This is a genomic window from Salinibacterium hongtaonis (assembly GCF_003065485.1).
Taxonomy (GTDB): Bacteria; Actinomycetota; Actinomycetes; order Actinomycetales; family Microbacteriaceae; genus Homoserinimonas; species Homoserinimonas hongtaonis.
This window is the reverse complement of the sequence record NZ_CP026951.1, coordinates 2,586,932-2,603,786: the sequence shown is the minus strand read 5'-3', so window position 1 is coordinate 2,603,786 and position 16,855 is coordinate 2,586,932. Positions and strand designations below refer to the sequence as shown.

Annotated in this window: 16 protein-coding genes; 11 read left to right on the top strand and 5 right to left on the bottom strand. The window is 65.8% G+C overall.

Annotated elements, in window-relative coordinates; all coding sequences use genetic code 11:
• Positions 1–110: 110 nt before the first annotated feature.
• From C2138_RS12460 to C2138_RS13680, 9 genes are all read left to right on the top strand, one after another.
• The gene (locus C2138_RS12460) at positions 111–1,175 is read left to right on the top strand and encodes a LacI family DNA-binding transcriptional regulator (RefSeq protein WP_108518283.1); all 1,065 of its coding nucleotides are present in this window, start codon (positions 111–113) and stop codon (positions 1,173–1,175) included.
• Positions 1,176–1,202: 27 nt separating this feature from the next.
• Positions 1,203–2,486, top strand: coding sequence for an extracellular solute-binding protein (locus C2138_RS12455; RefSeq protein WP_108518282.1), 1,284 nt, complete (start codon positions 1,203–1,205; stop codon positions 2,484–2,486).
• Positions 2,487–2,490: 4 nt separating this feature from the next.
• Complete coding sequence (locus C2138_RS12450) at positions 2,491–3,474, top strand: carbohydrate ABC transporter permease (RefSeq protein ID WP_108518280.1); 984 nt, start codon at positions 2,491–2,493, stop codon at positions 3,472–3,474.
• Positions 3,474–4,307, top strand: coding sequence for a carbohydrate ABC transporter permease (locus tag C2138_RS12445; protein WP_108518278.1), 834 nt, complete (start codon positions 3,474–3,476; stop codon positions 4,305–4,307). Before C2138_RS12450 ends, C2138_RS12445 begins: the two co-directional genes overlap by 1 nt.
• Positions 4,308–4,309: 2 nt before the next feature.
• On the top strand, positions 4,310–5,380 hold the full coding sequence (locus C2138_RS12440) for a glycoside hydrolase family 130 protein (RefSeq protein WP_108518277.1): 1,071 nt from the start codon (positions 4,310–4,312) through the stop codon (positions 5,378–5,380).
• A complete protein-coding gene (locus C2138_RS12435; RefSeq protein WP_241961122.1) occupies positions 5,380–7,488 on the top strand; it encodes a hypothetical protein in 2,109 nt (702 codons plus the stop codon). Before C2138_RS12440 ends, C2138_RS12435 begins: the two co-directional genes overlap by 1 nt.
• A gap of 81 nt (positions 7,489–7,569) precedes the next feature.
• Complete coding sequence (locus C2138_RS12430; protein ID WP_108518275.1) at positions 7,570–9,474, top strand: heavy metal translocating P-type ATPase; 1,905 nt, start codon at positions 7,570–7,572, stop codon at positions 9,472–9,474.
• A 10-nt stretch (positions 9,475–9,484) separates the two neighbouring features.
• The gene (gene pyrE, locus C2138_RS12425; RefSeq protein ID WP_108519130.1) at positions 9,485–10,036 is read left to right on the top strand and encodes an orotate phosphoribosyltransferase; all 552 of its coding nucleotides are present in this window, start codon (positions 9,485–9,487) and stop codon (positions 10,034–10,036) included.
• Positions 10,037–10,048: 12 nt separating this feature from the next.
• Entirely contained in the window at positions 10,049–10,954 is a 906-nt protein-coding gene (locus tag C2138_RS13680) for a septum formation family protein (RefSeq protein ID WP_159078239.1), read from the top strand.
• 12 nt (positions 10,955–10,966) lie between these two features.
• Here C2138_RS13680 and C2138_RS12410 read toward each other — a convergent pair whose 3' ends face one another.
• The 5 genes from C2138_RS12410 to argG all read right to left on the bottom strand — a co-directional run bounded on the left by C2138_RS12410 (position 10,967) and on the right by argG (position 15,063).
• Positions 10,967–11,746, bottom strand: a complete 780-nt coding sequence (locus tag C2138_RS12410) for an HAD-IIA family hydrolase (RefSeq protein WP_108518272.1) — start codon at positions 11,744–11,746, stop codon at positions 10,967–10,969.
• A 150-nt stretch (positions 11,747–11,896) separates the two neighbouring features.
• The gene (locus C2138_RS12405; RefSeq protein ID WP_159078238.1) at positions 11,897–12,565 is read right to left on the bottom strand and encodes a TetR-type transcription factor C-terminal domain-containing protein; all 669 of its coding nucleotides are present in this window, start codon (positions 12,563–12,565) and stop codon (positions 11,897–11,899) included.
• A 1-nt stretch (position 12,566) separates the two neighbouring features.
• Positions 12,567–12,884: a hypothetical protein gene (locus tag C2138_RS12400; RefSeq protein WP_159078237.1), complete on the bottom strand. Its 318-nt coding sequence runs from the start codon at positions 12,882–12,884 to the stop codon at positions 12,567–12,569.
• 10 nt (positions 12,885–12,894) lie between these two features.
• Positions 12,895–13,557, bottom strand: coding sequence for a pentapeptide repeat-containing protein (locus C2138_RS12395; RefSeq protein WP_159078236.1), 663 nt, complete (start codon positions 13,555–13,557; stop codon positions 12,895–12,897).
• Positions 13,558–13,644: 87 nt separating this feature from the next.
• Entirely contained in the window at positions 13,645–15,063 is a 1,419-nt protein-coding gene (gene argG / locus C2138_RS12390) for an argininosuccinate synthase (RefSeq protein WP_108518265.1), read from the bottom strand.
• 84 nt (positions 15,064–15,147) lie between these two features.
• Here argG and C2138_RS12385 point away from each other — a divergent pair, with 84 nt between their 5' ends.
• Positions 15,148–16,119, top strand: a complete 972-nt coding sequence (locus C2138_RS12385; RefSeq protein WP_108518263.1) for an NAD(P)H-quinone oxidoreductase — start codon at positions 15,148–15,150, stop codon at positions 16,117–16,119.
• A 54-nt stretch (positions 16,120–16,173) separates the two neighbouring features.
• Positions 16,174–16,809, top strand: a complete 636-nt coding sequence (locus tag C2138_RS12380) for a TrmH family RNA methyltransferase (protein ID WP_108518261.1) — start codon at positions 16,174–16,176, stop codon at positions 16,807–16,809.
• The last annotated feature ends 46 nt before the right edge of the window (positions 16,810–16,855 follow it).

Here is a 16,855-nt window from a genome sequence, read left to right as displayed (position 1 = left end):
GCCTCGACTTGGACGTACCGTGGCTAAACCGGTTTAGGCCAGAGGCGGTGGCGCAGCGTCGCCTCGCGGACGATTCCGGATGATGCCGGGCGCTCGACGAGGAGGCCGCGATGGTTAAGCAACGCGCCACGATCGATGACGTTGCTCGTGCCGCCGGGGTGAGCAAGTCGCTCGTCTCCTTCGCCCTGAACGGCAAACCGGGCGTCGCCCCACAGTCGAGGGACCGCATCCTGCGAGCCGCTGGCGAACTCGGCTGGGTTCCGAGCGTGCGCGCGCGTTCACTCACCACAGCCCGCGCCTATGCTCTCGGCCTTGTCATCGCCCGCGACCCCGCTGTGATTTCGGAGGACTCGTTCTTTCCGGCCTTCATCGCCGGCATCGAGGCCGCGCTTGCGCCGGTGGGGCAGGCCCTCGTGCTGAGCATGGTTCCCGACGAACGTGCCGAGCACGAGACCTATCGGCAGCTCGTTGCCCATGACCGGGTCGACGGCGTCATCCTCACCGACCTGCGGGAGTCAGACTCCCGCGTGCCCCTTCTGCGGGAGCTGGGGTTGCTCGCCGTCACCCTCGGTCATCCCCAGCAGCACTCCGAGTTCCCCGCCGTCTCTGTCGACGATGCGCCGGGCATCCGCGCCGCCGTCGATCACCTCGTGGATCTCGGCCACCGCCGCATCGCGCATGTCGCAGGATCGAGCGGGATGCTGCACGCCGCCCGCAGGTCGATGGCGTTCTCTGAGGCGCTGACCCTGCATGGCCTGCGCCCCGACCTCGTGGTCGAGGCGGATTTCACGGCCCAGGGCGGCGCCAAGGCGACCCGTGATCTGTTGGCGCTTGAGCATCCGCCGACAGCGATCGTCTACGCGAACGATCCCATGGCTCTCGCGGGGATGGGGGTCGCCCAGCGGCTCGGGCTGCGCGTGCCAGAAGACCTGTCGGTGACGGGGTTCGATGGGGGCGAGGCGGGGCGCCACAACTTTCCCGCCCTGACCACCGTGGTGACCTCGGTGCAGGAGTGGGGCGGAGCATCCGCCAGGGCCCTTCTTTCTCTGATCGCGGGCCTGGACGTGGCTGACAGTGAACTGGAACCCGCCCGGCTCGTCGTGCGCGAGTCAACCGCAAGCCCCGTTCAACACCGTGCCACTACGGCGCTTAGCGCCGAAAAGTCGATCGCCTAAAGCCCGTCACAATCGAAGGAGAGAACTGTGCAAAGAAGGACAGTTACAACCGCCGCCGTTGTCATGCTGGGGGCATTCGCTCTCACCGCCTGCAGCGGAGGAGGCGGTGGATCCGGCTCTAACGACAGCCGCGGCGACATCACCATCTGGTACTCGAACAACGAGCAGGAGGTGGCCTGGGGTAAGCAAATGGTCGAGGCCTGGAACGCCGACCATCCTGATGAGCAGATTAGGGGTCAGGAGATCCCCGCTGGCAAGAGCAGCGAGGAGGTTATCGGCGCGGCGATCACCGCAGGCAACGCGCCCTGCCTGATCTACAACACCGCTCCCTCTGCCGTTGGTCAGTTCGAAAAGCAGGGCGGCCTCGTGAGTCTCTCGGAGTTTGAGGATGGCGCCGAGTACATCGAGGAGCGTTCCGGAGAGCTCGCATCGCAGTACGAAAACGCCGACGGCGACTTCTTCCAGATGCCGTGGAAGTCGAATCCCGTGCAGATCTTCTACAACAAGGATCTGTTCACGGCGGCGGGGCTTGATGCCGAGAATCCGCCTTTGGCCACGTATGACGAGTTCCTCTCCACCGCCCGCACGCTGGTGTCGTCGGGAACCGTCGCGAACGCGATTTTGCCGGCGCCGACGAGCGAGTTCTTCCAAATGCAGTTCGACTTCTACCCGCTGTTTGCTGCGGCCACCGACGGCGAGCAGTTCGTGGAGGACGGCGAGGCGACCTTCGCCGACGCCGAGGGCTACGAGGCCAGCGACTTTTGGGCGACCCTCTACTCGGAGAAGTTGGCTTCTCAGGAGGCGCACCAGGGCGATGCCTTTGCCGACGGTGTCGCGGCAATGGCCATCGTCGGCCCGTGGGCGATCTCCGTCTATGAGGATGTGAACTGGGGTGCCGTGCCGGTGCCGACCAAGGACGGCATCCCCGCCGAGGAGACCTGGACGTTTGGCGACGCCAAGAACATCGGCCTCTATTCGGCGTGCGAGAACCGCGCGACAGCATGGGACGTGCTCAAGTTCTCGACGAGCGAGGAGCAGGATGGCCAGCTGCTGGAGCTGACGGGCCAGATGCCGCTGCGCGTTGACCTGCAGGAGGCGTTCCCCGACTACTTCGCCGCGAATCCGGAATACGCAACATTCGGTGACCAGGCCGCCCGAACCGTGGAGGTTCCCGCTGGGCCCAACACCGTGGAGATGATGCAGGCGTTCCGCGATGCCTGGTCGAAGTCGGTGATCTTTGGCGAGGAGGATGTGCAAACGGCGCTGGATGATGCTGCCGACAAGATCAACGAGATCGCCCAGAAGCAGTAACGCTATGACTCGCAGCGTTGCGCCGACCGCGTCGCCTCTCCCCCCGGGAGCAGGGGCGGCCGGGCCAGGGCCGGCGGCACCCGCCGCTTCCGACGGGCAGCCCCGTCGCAAGCGGCGGCTGCTCGGCCCCAACCCGTTTGGGCTCGTGCTGAGCGCGCCCTACCTGGTCTTTGTGGTGCTGGTATTCGCGTATCCGCTGATCTATTCGTTCTGGATCTCGTTCCACGACTTTTTCTTCGCCGCGCCCGGGGCCGAGGTCGACCGGCCGTTTGTGGGGTTCGAGAACTTCGCAACGGTGCTCAGCGACCCCGCAGTGCTGCAGTCGTTCCGCAACGTCGGGGTGTTTCTTCTCATCAACGTGCCGCTGACGGTGGTTCTGTCGCTGCTTTTGGCGACGGCACTCAACAAGATCGTGCACTTTAGAACGTTCTTGCGCGTGAGCTACTACGTCCCCTACGTCACAGCGAGCGTGGCGGTCGTGGCGGTCTGGATCTTTCTGTTCAATGGCAACGGGCTCGTCAACCAGATTCTGGGCCCGCTCGCCCCATCCCCGTCGTGGTTGATCAGTGAGACGTGGGCGATGCCCATCATCGCGTTGTTCGTCACGTGGAAGCAGCTGGGGTTCTACATCCTGCTCTACTTGGCCGCGTTGCAGGGCGTGCCCAAGGAGCTATACGAGTCGGCATCGACCGACGGCGCCGGACGGGTGCGCAGCTTCTTTTCGGTCACGGTTCCCGGGGTTCGCCCGGCGACGGTTCTGGTGCTTCTCGTCTCAACCGTCACGGGGGCGAACCTCTTCACGGAGCCCTACCTGCTCACTGGGGGCGGCGGCCCGAACGGGGCGTCGGCCTCTCCCGTTCTCATCATGTACCAGCGGGGACTTCAGCAGGGCCAGCCGGATGTTGCTGCCGCCATTGGAGTGATTTTGGTCATCCTGGTGCTCATCATCGCGTGGCTGCAGAACCGATTCGTAGGGGAGCGAGACTGATGTCTAAGTTTCAGACGGGGCTTCGAGGTTTTGTGCTGGCCGTCGGGGCATTCGCGTTTCTCTTTCCCTTTTATTACATGGTGATCGGCTCGCTGCAGGCCGAACCGGATCCCACTATCGCCGGGGCTTTTCCCCATCCCGACAACATCACGGTAGACAACTACGTGGCGATCAACGATCGCATCAGCCTGTGGACGGGGCTGGCGAACTCGGGCATTTTCACGATGGGGGTTCTCATCGGCACCATGGTGTTTGGTGTGCTCGCGGGTTATGCGCTCGCGCAGTTGCAGTGGAGGGGCCGTGGGGCAACGTTTGCGCTGGCGCTGCTGGTGCAGGTGGTGCCGTTTCAGCTGCTGATGATTCCCCTCTACGTGCTGATCGCCAGGGACTATGGACTGGCCGACACTCACATCGGAATGATTCTGCCGTTCCTCATCAACTCAACCGCGGTCATCATCTTCAGGCAGTACTTCTTGCAGTTGCCTAAGGAGCTCTTCGAGGCGGCGCGCATCGACGGCGCCGGTGAGCTCATGCTGCTGTGGCGCATCGCCCTTCCGCTCGTGCGGCCGGCCCTCGTCACGGTGGTGCTGCTCACGTTCATCGGCCCGTGGAACGAGTTCCTTTGGCCGTTCCTCATCACCAAGGATGCGAGCCTCCAGCCGCTTGCGGTGTCGCTCGCGAACTACATTTCGACCGTCGCGGCCTCCGCCGCGAACCCGTTTGGGGCGACTCTGGCCGGTGCCGTGGTCCTTGCCGCGCCCGTTGTCGTTTTGTTCATCGTGTTCCAGCGCTACTTCATCTCGACCGACATCGGGTCGGGTGTGAAAGGGTGACCATGACCACGTCCACGGCGCCCTTCCCTTACACGCTCACGAGGGTGGGAGTGATCATGACGCCGCGGCAGGGCGACCCTCTCGAGTCGGAGGGGGTGCTCAATCCCGCAACGGGATGGGCTGCGGGCGAGCTCTATTTGCTGCCTCGGCTTGTCGCGCAAGGCAATGTGAGCAGGGTCGGGATCGCGCGGGTAGTGGTTGAGGATGGCGCGCCCGTCGGCGTCGAACGCGAAGGGGTCGTGCTGGAGCCCGACCGCGGCTGGGAGAGGGGGGTCGCCAATGCGGGGGTCGAAGACCCCAGGATCACCTACATTCCCGCGCTCGATCTGCACGTCATGACATATGTGGCCTTCGGGCCGTTGGGCCCGCGAACTGCAATTGCGACCTCTCCGGATCTTCGCGCATGGACGAGGCTCGGCCCCGTCTTGTTCGAGTACGACGACGCGCTCGACACCGACCTCAACCTGTTCCACAACAAAGACACCGTGTTCTTTGCCGAGCCGGTCACAGCGCCCGACGGGGTCGAGAGTCTCGCGGTGCTGCACCGCCCCATGTGGAATCTCAGCGAGACGAAGCCCGGGGAGGGGGTTCGCCTGCCCGCGGGCATAACCGACCCGCGCCAGAGCATCTGGATCAGCTTCGTGCCCCTTGCTGCCGTGCTCGCCGACATCCGGGCCATTGTGCATTGGAGAGGCCACCGCATGCTCGCCGCGCCGGAGTTCGCCTTTGAACAACTCAAGATCGGCGGGGGCCCGCCACCTCTTCGCGTGCCGGAGGGATGGCTGATGCTGCACCACGGGGTCACCGGCACAATCGAGCACGCGTTCGGTCAGCAGCAGAACGTGAACTATGCGGTGGGCGGCATGATTCTCGATGCCGATGACCCGACGCGCATCGTGGCCCGCACGAGCGAGCCGCTGCTGGCACCGGAGACCGAAGATGAGCGCACCGGTGTTGTGCCCAATGTGGTCTTCCCCACCGCGATCGAGTTGATCGGTGACCAGTACTTCGTTTTCTACGGCATGGCCGACTCCAAAATTGGGGTCGCCCGTCTCGACAGGAGGGCCTCATAATGTTTCACTCCACCGCCATGGTTGCGGGTGCCGCACTCGTCGGCAGCCTCATAATCGCGCCGACGGCGTCGGCGCCCCCGGCATCCGCACTGCCCGAGGGGATCGCCCCGGCTGCGGCGCCCGGCGGGCAATCACTCACCAACCTCGCCCATCTCGACTTCTTGCTCGACGACGTAAGCCCCGAGGAGATCGCGGGCCACACGACCTATCGCCTCGCAGAAGAACCCGAGCTCACGATGCCGTGGACCTATGCGGATGCCCGCGACGGCGGCACGTTTGAACGCGTCGGAGGAGGCCCCCTCGACCCGGCCACCGGCTATTGGGGCCAGGGCGCCTACAACGCCGACGATGTATCGCGCGCCGCCGTGGTCTACCTGCGGCATTGGCAACAAACCGGCTCAGAAACGAGCAAAGAGCATGCCTACGAACTGCTGCGCTCGCTCGCCTACTTTCAGACAACCACGGGCCAGTTCGCGGGCAATGTGGTGCTCTGGATGCAGCCGGATGGCACCCTCAACCCCAGCCCCGAGCCCGTTGAGCTGCCCGACCCGTCGGATAGCGGCGACAGCTACTGGCTCGCCCGCACCCTCTGGGCGCTCGGCGAGGGCTACGCAGCCTTCGCCCCCGTCGACAGCGACTTCGCCGAGTTTTTGCAGCAGCGGCTCCAGCTCGGCGTCGAGGCCGTGGACCGCGAGGTGCTGGGCCAGTACGGCCAATACCTGATCGCCGATGGCGCAGAGGTGCCCGCTTGGCTCATCGCGGGAGGCGCGGATGCCTCTGCCGAGGCCATTCTCGGGCTCGCCGCCTATGTTTCGGCAGCGCCAGATGATGCCGCCGCACGCACGGCGCTCGAACAGCTCGCTGAGGGTGTCGCCGCCATGCGTGCAGGCGACATCACGACGTGGCCGTATGGGGCGATCCTTCCGTGGACGGAGTCACGATCGCTCTGGCACGCTTGGGGCTCGCAGATGCCGGCGGCGCTCGCCGAGGCATCCGTCGCCCTGGCTGATTCGCGGCTGCTCGCGCCGGCCATCGCCGACTCGACGGGCTTCACGACAACGTTGATAACGGCGGGAGGGCCAGATAACGCCTGGCTGCCCGCCCCCATCGACCAGGTTCAGATCGCCTACGGCGCAGATTCCCGGCTGCAGTCGCTGCTCGCGGTCGGCGACGCGGCACACGCTTCGGGGCTGCTCGACCTGGCCGGGTTCGTTGGTGCTTGGTACTTTGGCGCGAACCGCTCCGGCGCCCCGGTCTACAACCCCGAAACCGGCGTCACCTTTGATGGTGTGCAGCCCGACGGCACGGTGAACCGCAATTCGGGGGCAGAGAGCACGATCCACGGGCTGTTGTCGATGCTGGCGCTGGATGCTCACCCCACGGTCGCGGTGCGGGCGCAGTCCATCTCCACGATCGGTGAGCGTGACGGCCTTCGCGTTGTGGAGGCGGAGTCCGCGAGCACCACGACCGGCAGCGTCGTTACCCCGGAGTCAGCATGGACGGGCGAATCGCAGTTCAGCGGAGGCGCCTACCTGCGGCTTCTCCCCGGCCAATCGGCGACGATAGCACTGACGGATGCCGCCGCGGCCGCGCGCGGCGGGGGTCGCGGAGCACCCGGCGGGCCAGGAGCCCCCGGCAAAGGCTCCGACGACCAGGTCCTTGTGGAACCCGTCGTGAATCAGCCGACGGGGGCAACGGCCCGGTCTCAGTGGAAGGCCGGTGCCCCCACGATTGGAGTTCTCGCGCACGGGGTGGGGGCACAGGGCGTCACGGCTGCACCGGGTGCGCTCCTGCCGCAGCCGCTCAAGAAGTCCACGCCCGACGGCGGCGAGATCACCGTTCGGGCTCTCGCGGGCACCGTTGAACTCGACGCCCTTTTCGTTCGACCCGTCGTCGCGCGCGTTGTCTACACCGGTGGTACGGCATCCGCAGAGCTCGCCCACTCCAATGTGGACAGGCCCATCGCCACCACGATGGGCACCGAGGGCATCACGACAACGGTGCGGGTCTACGACGCGACCGGCAGCCTCGTCAAGCGAGTTGTTGCCCGCGGGAGTTCGAGCGTGCAACTGCCGCCGGGGGGTTTCGCGACCGCGACCACTGGATGATGTGGAGGTGCCTGTGGGGTTGCCGGGTCTGAGTGTGAGCCTGGTGCCAGCTGACCTACCGCGGTGTTGACTCACAGAGACATGAAACTGCGCCCGGTTCTGCTGCTCAGACGCTACCCCTATGTCATCGCCACGCTCCTGGTGGCGGCGACCGCGGGCGTCATACTGCTGACTCCGGCGGCTCCCTTCTCGCCGTGGCTGCTGGGAGGGTTCGCCATCGTGGTCGCGGCCCGATCGGCATGGCGCATGGTTCGAGAACTTCGTTCTGGCACCTTCGGGGTCGACATCCTCGCGGTCACCGCAATCTGCGCCGCTGTCGCGGTCGGTGAATACTGGGCGGCGCTGGTGATTGTGCTCATGCTCACGGGCGGAGAAGCGCTCGAGGACTACGCGGCGCACCGAGCCGAGCGTGACCTGCGTGCGCTGTTGTCGCGAGCACCGCAGACCGGGCATCGGTATGCCGACGACGACACGACTGTAGAGGTGCCGATTAACGAGATCGCGCCGGGAGACCGGATCATGGTGCGGCCCGGTGAGATCGTGCCCGTGGATGGGACGCTGGTCAGCGCGGAGGGATCGTTTGATGAGTCATCCATAACCGGTGAGAGCCTGCTCGTTGACAAGGTCGCGGGTGATGAGGTGCTCAGCGGCGGAGTCAACGGGGCCGCTGCCGTCATGGTTCAGGCGACGCGTGCGGCGAAGGACAGCCAGTATCAGCAGATCGTCACCCTGGTAGAAGCCGCCACCGCGAGCAAATCGCCGATCGTGCGACTCGCCGACCGCTACGCCATCCCCTTCACCCTTCTTGCCCTTGCGATCGCGGGGACAGCCTGGGCGGTCAGCGGCGATGCGGTTCGCTTCGCGGAGGTCTTGGTCGTCGCAACGCCCTGCCCGCTCATCATCGCTGCGCCTGTCGCCTTCATGGCCGGAATGAGTCGGGCCGCCCGCGACGGGGTGATCGTCAAGAGCAGTGCGACCCTGGAGACATTTCGCAGGGCAAAAACCTTCGCCTTCGATAAGACCGGCACCCTCACCCAAGGGGAGCCAAGCCTCGTAGAGGTGCGGCCAGAGGGGGAGACGGATGCTGACGAACTGCTGCGGTTTGCCGCCTCTGCCGAGCAGTTCTCGGCCCATGTGCTCGCGGCTGCTGTTCTCCGCGCCGCACGCGCTAAAGGCATCGAGCTATGGGGTTCACACCAGGTGGAGGAGTCGACGGCTCACGGCGTTACGGCCATGATCGACGGGCGCACGGTCGTGGTGGGCAAACGATCGTTCATCGCCGCAGCATGCAATACGGAGGTGGCAGCGACCCCTCTAGAAACCGGAGAAATGGCGGTCTATGTGGCCGTCGACGGGGTGCCCGCTGGTGCGCTGGTCTTCGCTGACCAGGTGCGGCAGAACGCGCGGTCGACGATCGCCAGCATCCGCTCGCAGGGCATCGGAACGGTCGTGATGCTCACGGGGGATGATCGCGCCACCGCTGAGCACGTCGGCACGGCGCTCGGCGTTGACGACATCCGTTCAAACTGCCTCCCGGCAGACAAGGTCACCGCGGTCGCCACGCTCACGGAGCGACCGGTGGTGATGGTCGGCGACGGGGTCAACGATGCGCCGGTTCTCGCCGCCGCCGACATCGGCATCGCAATGGGGGCGCGGGGGGCGACCGCCGCAAGCGAGTCGGCCGATGTCGTGCTGTTGCGCGACGATATCTCCGGCGTTGCCGCCGCTCTGTTGGTGGGGCGGGAGACCGTGCGGGTTGCCCTGCAGAGCATCTGGGTGGGGATGAGCCTCAGCATCGGTCTCATGTGTGTGGCCGCTGCCGGTCTCCTGCCAGCCATCGTCGGCGCGTGGCTGCAAGAAGCAGTGGATGTGATCTCGATTCTGTGGGCGCTGCGGGCCACGCGAGGCTCAGAATCGCCGGTAGCGGCGGCCACCGATGAGGGGGAGCAGATGCCGGATGAGAAGCAGCTCCCGCGTGGTCGATAGAATCGACGCTGTGACTGACGCGCGCGAGAGACTCATCGAATTCATCAAGGCCGATGCGGTCTTTCACGGGGACTTCACCCTGACGAGTGGCAAGAAGGCGAGCTACTACGTCGATCTGCGCAAGGTGAGTCTCGACCATCGGGTCGCGCCCCTGATCGGCCAGGTCATGCTCGACCTGATCGCCGACATCCCCGATGTTGTTGCGGTGGGTGGCATGACCATGGGGGCCGACCCCATCGCATCCGCAGTCCTGCACCAGGGCGCCGCTCGCGGAGCCGAGTACGACGCGTTCGTCGTGCGCAAGGAGCCCAAGGATCACGGCCGCGGTCGCCAGGTCGAGGGGCCGGATGTCTCGGGCAAGCGCGTCATCGTGCTCGAAGATACCTCCACGACGGGTGGCTCCCCCCTCGCCGCGATCGAGGCCCTTAAGAAGGTGGGCGCTGAGATCGCCGCCGTCGCCGTTGTTGTCGACCGCGACACGGGGGCCAAAGAGGTCATCGAGGCTGCGGGCTACCCGTACTACGCCGCCATTTCGCTTGCTGATCTGGGCCTAGAGAAGTAGCATTCCTCGTCTATGAGGCGCGACAGCTCCGAAGACGAACCCGTCGTCGATGACGGCGGCCTCGCCGAGCTGTTTGGCAGCGACAACTTTCGCGAATACGACGACAGCAATCCCTTCGTAGCGCCTCCAACAGACCACCCGACCGGCGTCGCAGAGTCTCATGCTCTGGATGCGGCGGGCACGGATGCGGCGGTTGCTCCGACTGCTGCTGCTCCTGCTGCTCCTGCTGCTCCGCCTGCTCCTGCTGCTCCGCCTGCAGCTGCTGCGCCCGCTGCGGCCTCGCGCTTCGAGGCTTCGGCTGCCTCGGCTGCCTCGGCTGCCACGACTGCCGCGCCAGCAATCCCCGCGGTCCGCGCCGCAGGCGCACGCCTCGCCGCCTGGTGGGCTCAGCGCTCCCGCGCCCAGCGGCAGACGATCACCGGCGCCTCCGCCGGAGCCGCCCTCGTTATCGTGTTCGTCGCTCTTTTTGCGGTCGGTTCGGCGATTGGGCGGGGAATCGGCCCGGATGCTGCGGCATCCGATGGGCAGGGCTCGCAAACGCTCGGCCCCGGATTCTATGCGTGGTCAGAGCTCAATGGCGGCGAGTGCCTCGAACCATTCGACTCGGTGTGGGCTGAGGAGTTCACGGTTGTCGAGTGTGGCGAGCCGCACACGGCCCAACTGCTGCACCGCGGAGAGGTTGGCCCCGAGGTTACGGTCTACCTCGACGCCGAGGGCTGGCAGGGTTTGGCGCCGACGCTGTGCGATGCCGAAACGCTGCTCGATTTTGACGCGGCTGCTGAGCTGAGCGACCTGACTTGGCAGCTGTCCTATGCGGGCGACGCCACGGAGTGGGCCAATGGCGACCGCGGGTACTCCTGCTTCGTCACACGCTCATCGGGCGACAAGCTCGACGCGTCTTTGTTGGCGAAGCAGTAGGGAGCAGAGCGCTCAGCTTTGCCGAAGCAGGTCGGCCACGCTCGTGAGAATCTCGTCCGGGCGGAACGGATACCGCACGATCTCGGCCTCGTCGCTGATCCCAGACATGACCAGAATCGTGTGCAGCCCCGCCTCGATGCCAGCAACGATATCGGTGTCCATGCGGTCACCGATCATTGCCGTCTTCTCGCTGTGTGCGCCGATCCTGTTCATCGCAGAGCGGAACATCATCGGGTTCGGCTTGCCGACCACATATGGTTCCATGCCGGTCGCTTTGGTGATGAGCGCGGCGACCGCACCCGTTGCGGGCAGCGGGCCCTCGGCGCTGGGGCCTGTGGCATCCGGATTGGTGCTGATGAACCGTGACCCCGAGCCGATGAGTCGAATCGCCTTGGTGATGGCATCGAACGAATAGGTACGAGTTTCGCCGAGCACGACGAAGTCGGGGTCGCGCTCGGTCATGATGAATCCGGCCTCGTGCATAGCCGTCGTGAGGCCGGCCTCGCCAATCACGTAGGCCTTGCCGCCGGGGCGCTGCTGCTTGAGAAAGTCGGCCGTGGCCATCGCCGACGTGTAGATCGCTTGCTCGGGAACGAGGAGTCCGGATGCCCGCAGCCGGGCTGCCAGGTCACGCTGCGTGAAAATCGAGTTGTTGGTGAGCACGAGAAACGGCGTTCCGCTCTCGGTCCACTCCGCGAGCAGTTCTGATGCCCCGGGGATCGGGTGATTCTCGTGGACGAGAACCCCGTCCATGTCGGTCAGCCAGTATTCGATCTCACTACGGTCTGCCATGACTCAATCCTAGAGGCGAAGCCTGGGGGCAGGTGCCGGGCTCCCGGCTGCCGCCGCCGCGCATCCCGCGCCGCCGCGCATCCCGCGCCGCCGCGCCGCCCCGCGCATTCGCGCCCGGGGAGAGGGAGTTCATGGAGAGGGGTGCGCGGACTACCCGCGTCTGGCGGCCCGCTGCGCGTCGAGCTGTGCGAGCTGGTCAGCGCCGACGCCGAGGATGCGCAGTCCCATGTGGGCGACCTGGGTCGCAATCTGCGCAGGGGAGGCGGGCACTCCAGGGTCCGCGACGGGGTACCACCGCGCGATATCGATGGTCACTCCCTGCACGCCGAGCACCGCCATCGGCAGGTTGTCGACCACGAAGACCCCCTCGGCAACGCCGCGCTCGATCGTGCTGGCCATGATGGCGAAGATTTCGCGTCGCTGCTCTCGCACCAGTTCGAGGTGCTCGGGGCTCAGCGAGGTGAGTTCGTAGTGCACCACCCGGGCGCGGGCGAGCTGCTCGACCTGGGCGAGCGCAAACATTCTGAGCCCGGCATATGTCTGCGCGAGCGGAGTCTCGCGTTCGGAAATCGCGGCGTAGAGCAGCTCGATAATGGCGCTGTGTCCATCGCGAATGATCGTGAAGAGGATCTCCTCTTTCGACGCGTAATGGGCGTAGACGGCACCCGCCGTAATGCCGGTGGCCGCCGCGATGTCACGAGTCGTCGTGCCGTGGAATCCTCGGGCCGCGAACAGCGCCGTCGATGCGTCGAGCAGGCGCTGGCGGGTGTTGGGCAGGCGCTTGCGCCGCACCGGAGGAACGGATGTCGTGGAGCCCAAACTAGACCGGATCTTTCTCGAGGTCGCGCACCAGGTGGAACTCGTTATCCCACAGCGCATAGATGAGCCAGGTCGGCAGGATGTACGACTCCTGCATGTAGTTCTCCTGCGATGCGCCGATCACCGAGTCGACGCCCTCTGCGGTCGGTTCGTGAAAGAGGTTGCGCCCGGCCCAGTAGGTGCCGCCAACGGCGACGGCCAGCACGCTCCCGACAACGATGGCTGCGACGACGCGTTTGCGCATGACAACTCCCCGTGTTCTCGTGGCGATCTGCCTCAGTCTGCCGTAGCCGCGCAAAAACCGAGGGTATTTCGACATGCTAGGGTTTCTACTCCTCGACGAGGATGCCGAGGTTGGCGGCGAGCACCGACGCGAGCTCCGCCAATTGGTACGAGTTGATCGTCGCGCCGCGCAGACCCTCTAGGCCGGTGATGCTGCGCAGTTCGAGAGAGCGGAGGTCCACGTCGGCGAGGGTGGCTCGGGTTACGTCGATGCCCGTGAGCTGGGTGTCGACGAACGCGACGCGCTTGACGGATGCCCCGCCGAGATCCAATTCGTCGATGGTGCAGTTGGTGAACAGCACGTCTTCGAGGCGGGCTCCTCGCAGGTTGACGAACCCCAACTTGCAGTGGCTGAAGTGCACGGAGCGCACGTCGGATTCGAAGAGTTCGGCGGAGCCGATGCGGGATGCGGTGATCTCTACGTCACGAAACCGGCTGCGGGCGGCGCTCAGAACGGGGGCGTTGAGCCGCTCGATGCGGGTGTCGAGGATGGATGCTCCGCGAAGTTCGGTGGAGTGCGCCGTGAGGTCGACAAGCTCGCATTCGCTGAATGTAATGCCCGCGAGATCGCGCTCGCTCAGGTCGGCCGAGGCGAAGCGCTCGCCCTCGTAGTTGTCGTGACTCTCGAGTGCCTCGGGGCCGCCGTCGGTGATATGGGCGAGCCGCAGCGCCGTGAGACGAGGGGCGAGGGGGCCAGGCTTCTTGCTCATGTGACTTTCTGCCGTAATGCGAAAGGTGCTGTGCCCGGGCAGCCCGGGCACAGCACCTCGCTGAGCTGTGGTGTGGTGTTGTGGTGGTTAGTCGGTGCCGAGGTCGAACGCGGCGCGGTCGAGGGCGACCTCCGCGTTGGTGTCAGCGCCGGCGCCGCCTGCGATCTCGTCGGACTCGCCCTGGGTGAGTTCACCCATGAGCTTGGCGGTCTCGCCAGAGACGATGCCCTGAGCGGCGTACTGCTCCAGGCGGGCGCGCGAATCGGCGATGTCGAGGTTGCGCATGGTCAGCTGGCCGATGCGGTCTTCTGGGCCGAAGGCAGCATCCGTCACGCGCTCCATGGAGAGCTTGTCGGGGTGGTAGCTGAGCGCGGGGCCCTCGGTGTTGAGCAGCGTGTAGTCGTCGCCGCGGCGAAGGCGCATCGTGACCGTGCCGGTGACGGCGGAGCCGACCCAGCGCACGATCGACTCGCGCAGCATGAGCGACTGCGGGTCGAGCCAGCGTCCCTCATACATGAGGCGACCGAGCTTGCGACCCTCGTTGTGGTAGCTGGCGACGGTGTCTTCGTTGTGGATCGCGTTGAGCAGGCGCTCGTAGGCGATGTGCAGCAGCGCCATGCCGGGGGCCTCGTACAGGCCGCGGCTCTTGGCCTCGATGATGCGGTTCTCGATCTGGTCGCTCGTGCCGAGGCCGTGGCGGCCACCGATCGCGTTCGCCTCGAGAACGAGCGCGACAGCATCCGTAAACTCCTGGCCGTTGATGGCGACGGGGCGCCCGGCCTCGAACGTGATCGATACGTCTTCTGCAGCGATCTGAACATCTTCGCGCCAGGACGCGACGCCCATGATGGGCTCAACGATCTCGAAGCCGGTGTCGAGCTGCTCAAGGCTCTTGGCCTCGTGCGTTGCGCCCCAGATGTTGGCGTCGGTGCTGTAGGCCTTCTCGGTGGAGGCGCGGTAGGGCAGGTCGTGCGCCTGCAGCCACTCGCTCATTTCCTTGCGGCCGCCGAGCTCCTCGACGAACTGCTGGTCGAGCCACGGCTTGTAGATGCGCAGGCGCGGGTTGGCGAGCAGGCCGTAGCGGTAGAACCGCTCGATGTCGTTGCCCTTATAGGTGGAGCCGTCGCCCCAGATGTCGACGCCGTCGTCTTTCATGGCGCGCACGAGCATGGTGCCCGTGACGGCGCGGCCGAGGGGAGTCGTGTTGAAGTAGGTCTTTCCGCCGCTGCGGATGTGGAACGCGCCACACTGAAGGGCGACAAGGCCCTCCTCGACGAGCGGTGCGCGGCAGTCGATGAGGCGCGCGATCTCGGCGCCGTACTCCTTGGCGCGGTCGGGAATGCCCTCGATGTCTGGTTCATCCGGCTGGCCGATGTCGGCGGTATAGGTGCAGGGGATGGCGCCCTTATCGCGCATCCAGGCAACAGCTACCGAGGTGTCAAGACCGCCCGAGAAGGCGATACCGACGCGCTCGCCGACGGGCAGGCTTGTGAGAACTTTCGACATGCTCTCAATCGTACGGGGTCGACGGGGCGTCAGTTACGGGCCACGATTGACGTGCCCATGAGTTCGCGACCGAAAGGACACCGGATGCGCGCGATCGTCATCTCGTCGACAGAAGGCGACGGCACCCTGGCGGTGGCAGGGGTCGATGAGCCCGAGATGCAGCCCGGTCACATTCGCATCAGAGTGGCCGCCGCCGCGATCAACCGTGCTGACGTGGCGCAGCGCCAGGGTAGCTATCCGTCGCCTCCCGGCTCGCCTGACTGGCCCGGCCTCGAGGTTTCGGGCATCGTCTCTGAGATCGCGCCGGACGTCACCGGGTTTGCCGTTGGTGATCGGGTGTGTGCCCTCCTCGCGGGCGGCGGGTACTCAGAGGAGGTCGTTGCGCCAGCCGCGCTCGCGCTCCACGTTCCCGATTCGCTGGACCTGCAGGATGCCGCGGCGCTGCCCGAGGCGATCGCGACGGTGTGGTCGAACGTCTTTATGAGCGCCCAGTTGCAGCCCGGCGAAACGCTGCTGGTTCACGGAGGTGGCAGCGGAATCGGCACCATGGCCATCCAACTCGCGAAGCTCTCGGGCGCGAGGGTTGCCGTGACGGCCGGTTCGGCAGAGAAACTGGCGCTGTGCGCCGAGTTGGGCGCCGATGTGCTCATCAACTACCGCACCGAGGATTTCGTCGAACGGGTCAAGGAGGAGTGGGGCGGCGCCGATGTGATCCTCGACATCATGGGCGGGTCGTATATGGCGCGCAACATCCAGGCGCTTGCGATGGATGGTCGCATCATGGTCATCGCGAATCAGAGTGGCGAAAACGCTGACGTCAACCCGTTCTTTCTCATGCGCAAGCGGGGACGTATCTGGGGCACCACCCTGCGCGCACGGCCGCTCGACCAGAAGACCGCGATCATGGACGAGATTCGCGCCACAGCCTGGCCCTGGGTCGAGTCGGGGCAGCTCGTCCCCGTCATCGATAGCCGGTTCTCGTTCGACGAGGCTGCCGCCGCTCATGCGCACCTCGAGTCGTCGGCCCACACGGGCAAGATCCTGCTGATTCCGTGATGCCCGCGCCGCGCTCTGGGCGAGCAAGCGGCACAGGGGCGGTACCGTCGAGGTGTGAATACCGCTAACCCCACGCACGAGTTTTCGACCAACGGCGTCGGGCCGTGGCAGGGGGAGTGGCCCACCGACGAGCGCTATGACCCTGAGCTGTTGAAGCACGGCGACACGCGCAACGTGATCGACCGCTACCGCTACTGGAGCATGGCGGCGATCGTCGCCGACCTCGATGAGCATCGGCATCCGTTCCATGTCGCCATCGAGAACTGGCAGCACGACATGAACATCGGGTCGATCGTGCGCAGCGCTAACGCGTTCGCCGCCGACACCGTGCACATCATCGGCCGCCGCCGCTGGAACAAGCGCGGCGCGATGGTCACCGACCGCTACCAGCACGTCGTGCACCATGCGGATGTTGCTGCGTTCGTCGAGTGGGCGCGCGCCGATGACATGCCGATTATTGCGATCGACAACGTGCCCGGCAGTGTGATCATCGAGACATTCGACCTGCCCGAGCGTTGCGTTCTGCTCTTCGGCCAGGAGGGGCCGGGCCTGTCGCCCGAGGCGATCGAGGCGGCGGATGCTGTGGTCGAGATTTCGCAGTTCGGCTCGACGCGGTCGATCAATGCGTCGGCGGCTGCGGCGGTCGCGATGCACGCGTGGGTTTTGCAGCACATTTCGTTCCCGGGCTGATTCCGCCCTGCGTACATAACGGACCGCGTACGTGACGCCCCGCGCA

Coding starts and splice junctions, on each gene's coding strand:
- C2138_RS12460 (WP_108518283.1), top strand. CDS start 111: ATGGTTAAGCAACGCGCCACGATCGATGACGTTGCTCGTGCCGCCGGG.
- C2138_RS12450 (WP_108518280.1), top strand. CDS start 2,491: ATGACTCGCAGCGTTGCGCCGACCGCGTCGCCTCTCCCCCCGGGAGCA.
- C2138_RS12445 (WP_108518278.1), top strand. CDS start 3,474: ATGTCTAAGTTTCAGACGGGGCTTCGAGGTTTTGTGCTGGCCGTCGGG.
- C2138_RS12440 (WP_108518277.1), top strand. CDS start 4,310: ATGACCACGTCCACGGCGCCCTTCCCTTACACGCTCACGAGGGTGGGA.
- C2138_RS12435 (WP_241961122.1), top strand. CDS start 5,380: ATGTTTCACTCCACCGCCATGGTTGCGGGTGCCGCACTCGTCGGCAGC.
- C2138_RS12430 (WP_108518275.1), top strand. CDS start 7,570: ATGAAACTGCGCCCGGTTCTGCTGCTCAGACGCTACCCCTATGTCATC.
- C2138_RS13680 (WP_159078239.1), top strand. CDS start 10,049: ATGAGGCGCGACAGCTCCGAAGACGAACCCGTCGTCGATGACGGCGGC.
- C2138_RS12410 (WP_108518272.1), bottom strand. CDS start 11,746: ATGGCAGACCGTAGTGAGATCGAATACTGGCTGACCGACATGGACGGG.
- C2138_RS12400 (WP_159078237.1), bottom strand. CDS start 12,884: ATGTCGAAATACCCTCGGTTTTTGCGCGGCTACGGCAGACTGAGGCAG.
- C2138_RS12395 (WP_159078236.1), bottom strand. CDS start 13,557: ATGAGCAAGAAGCCTGGCCCCCTCGCCCCTCGTCTCACGGCGCTGCGG.
- argG (WP_108518265.1), bottom strand. CDS start 15,063: ATGTCGAAAGTTCTCACAAGCCTGCCCGTCGGCGAGCGCGTCGGTATC.
- C2138_RS12385 (WP_108518263.1), top strand. CDS start 15,148: ATGCGCGCGATCGTCATCTCGTCGACAGAAGGCGACGGCACCCTGGCG.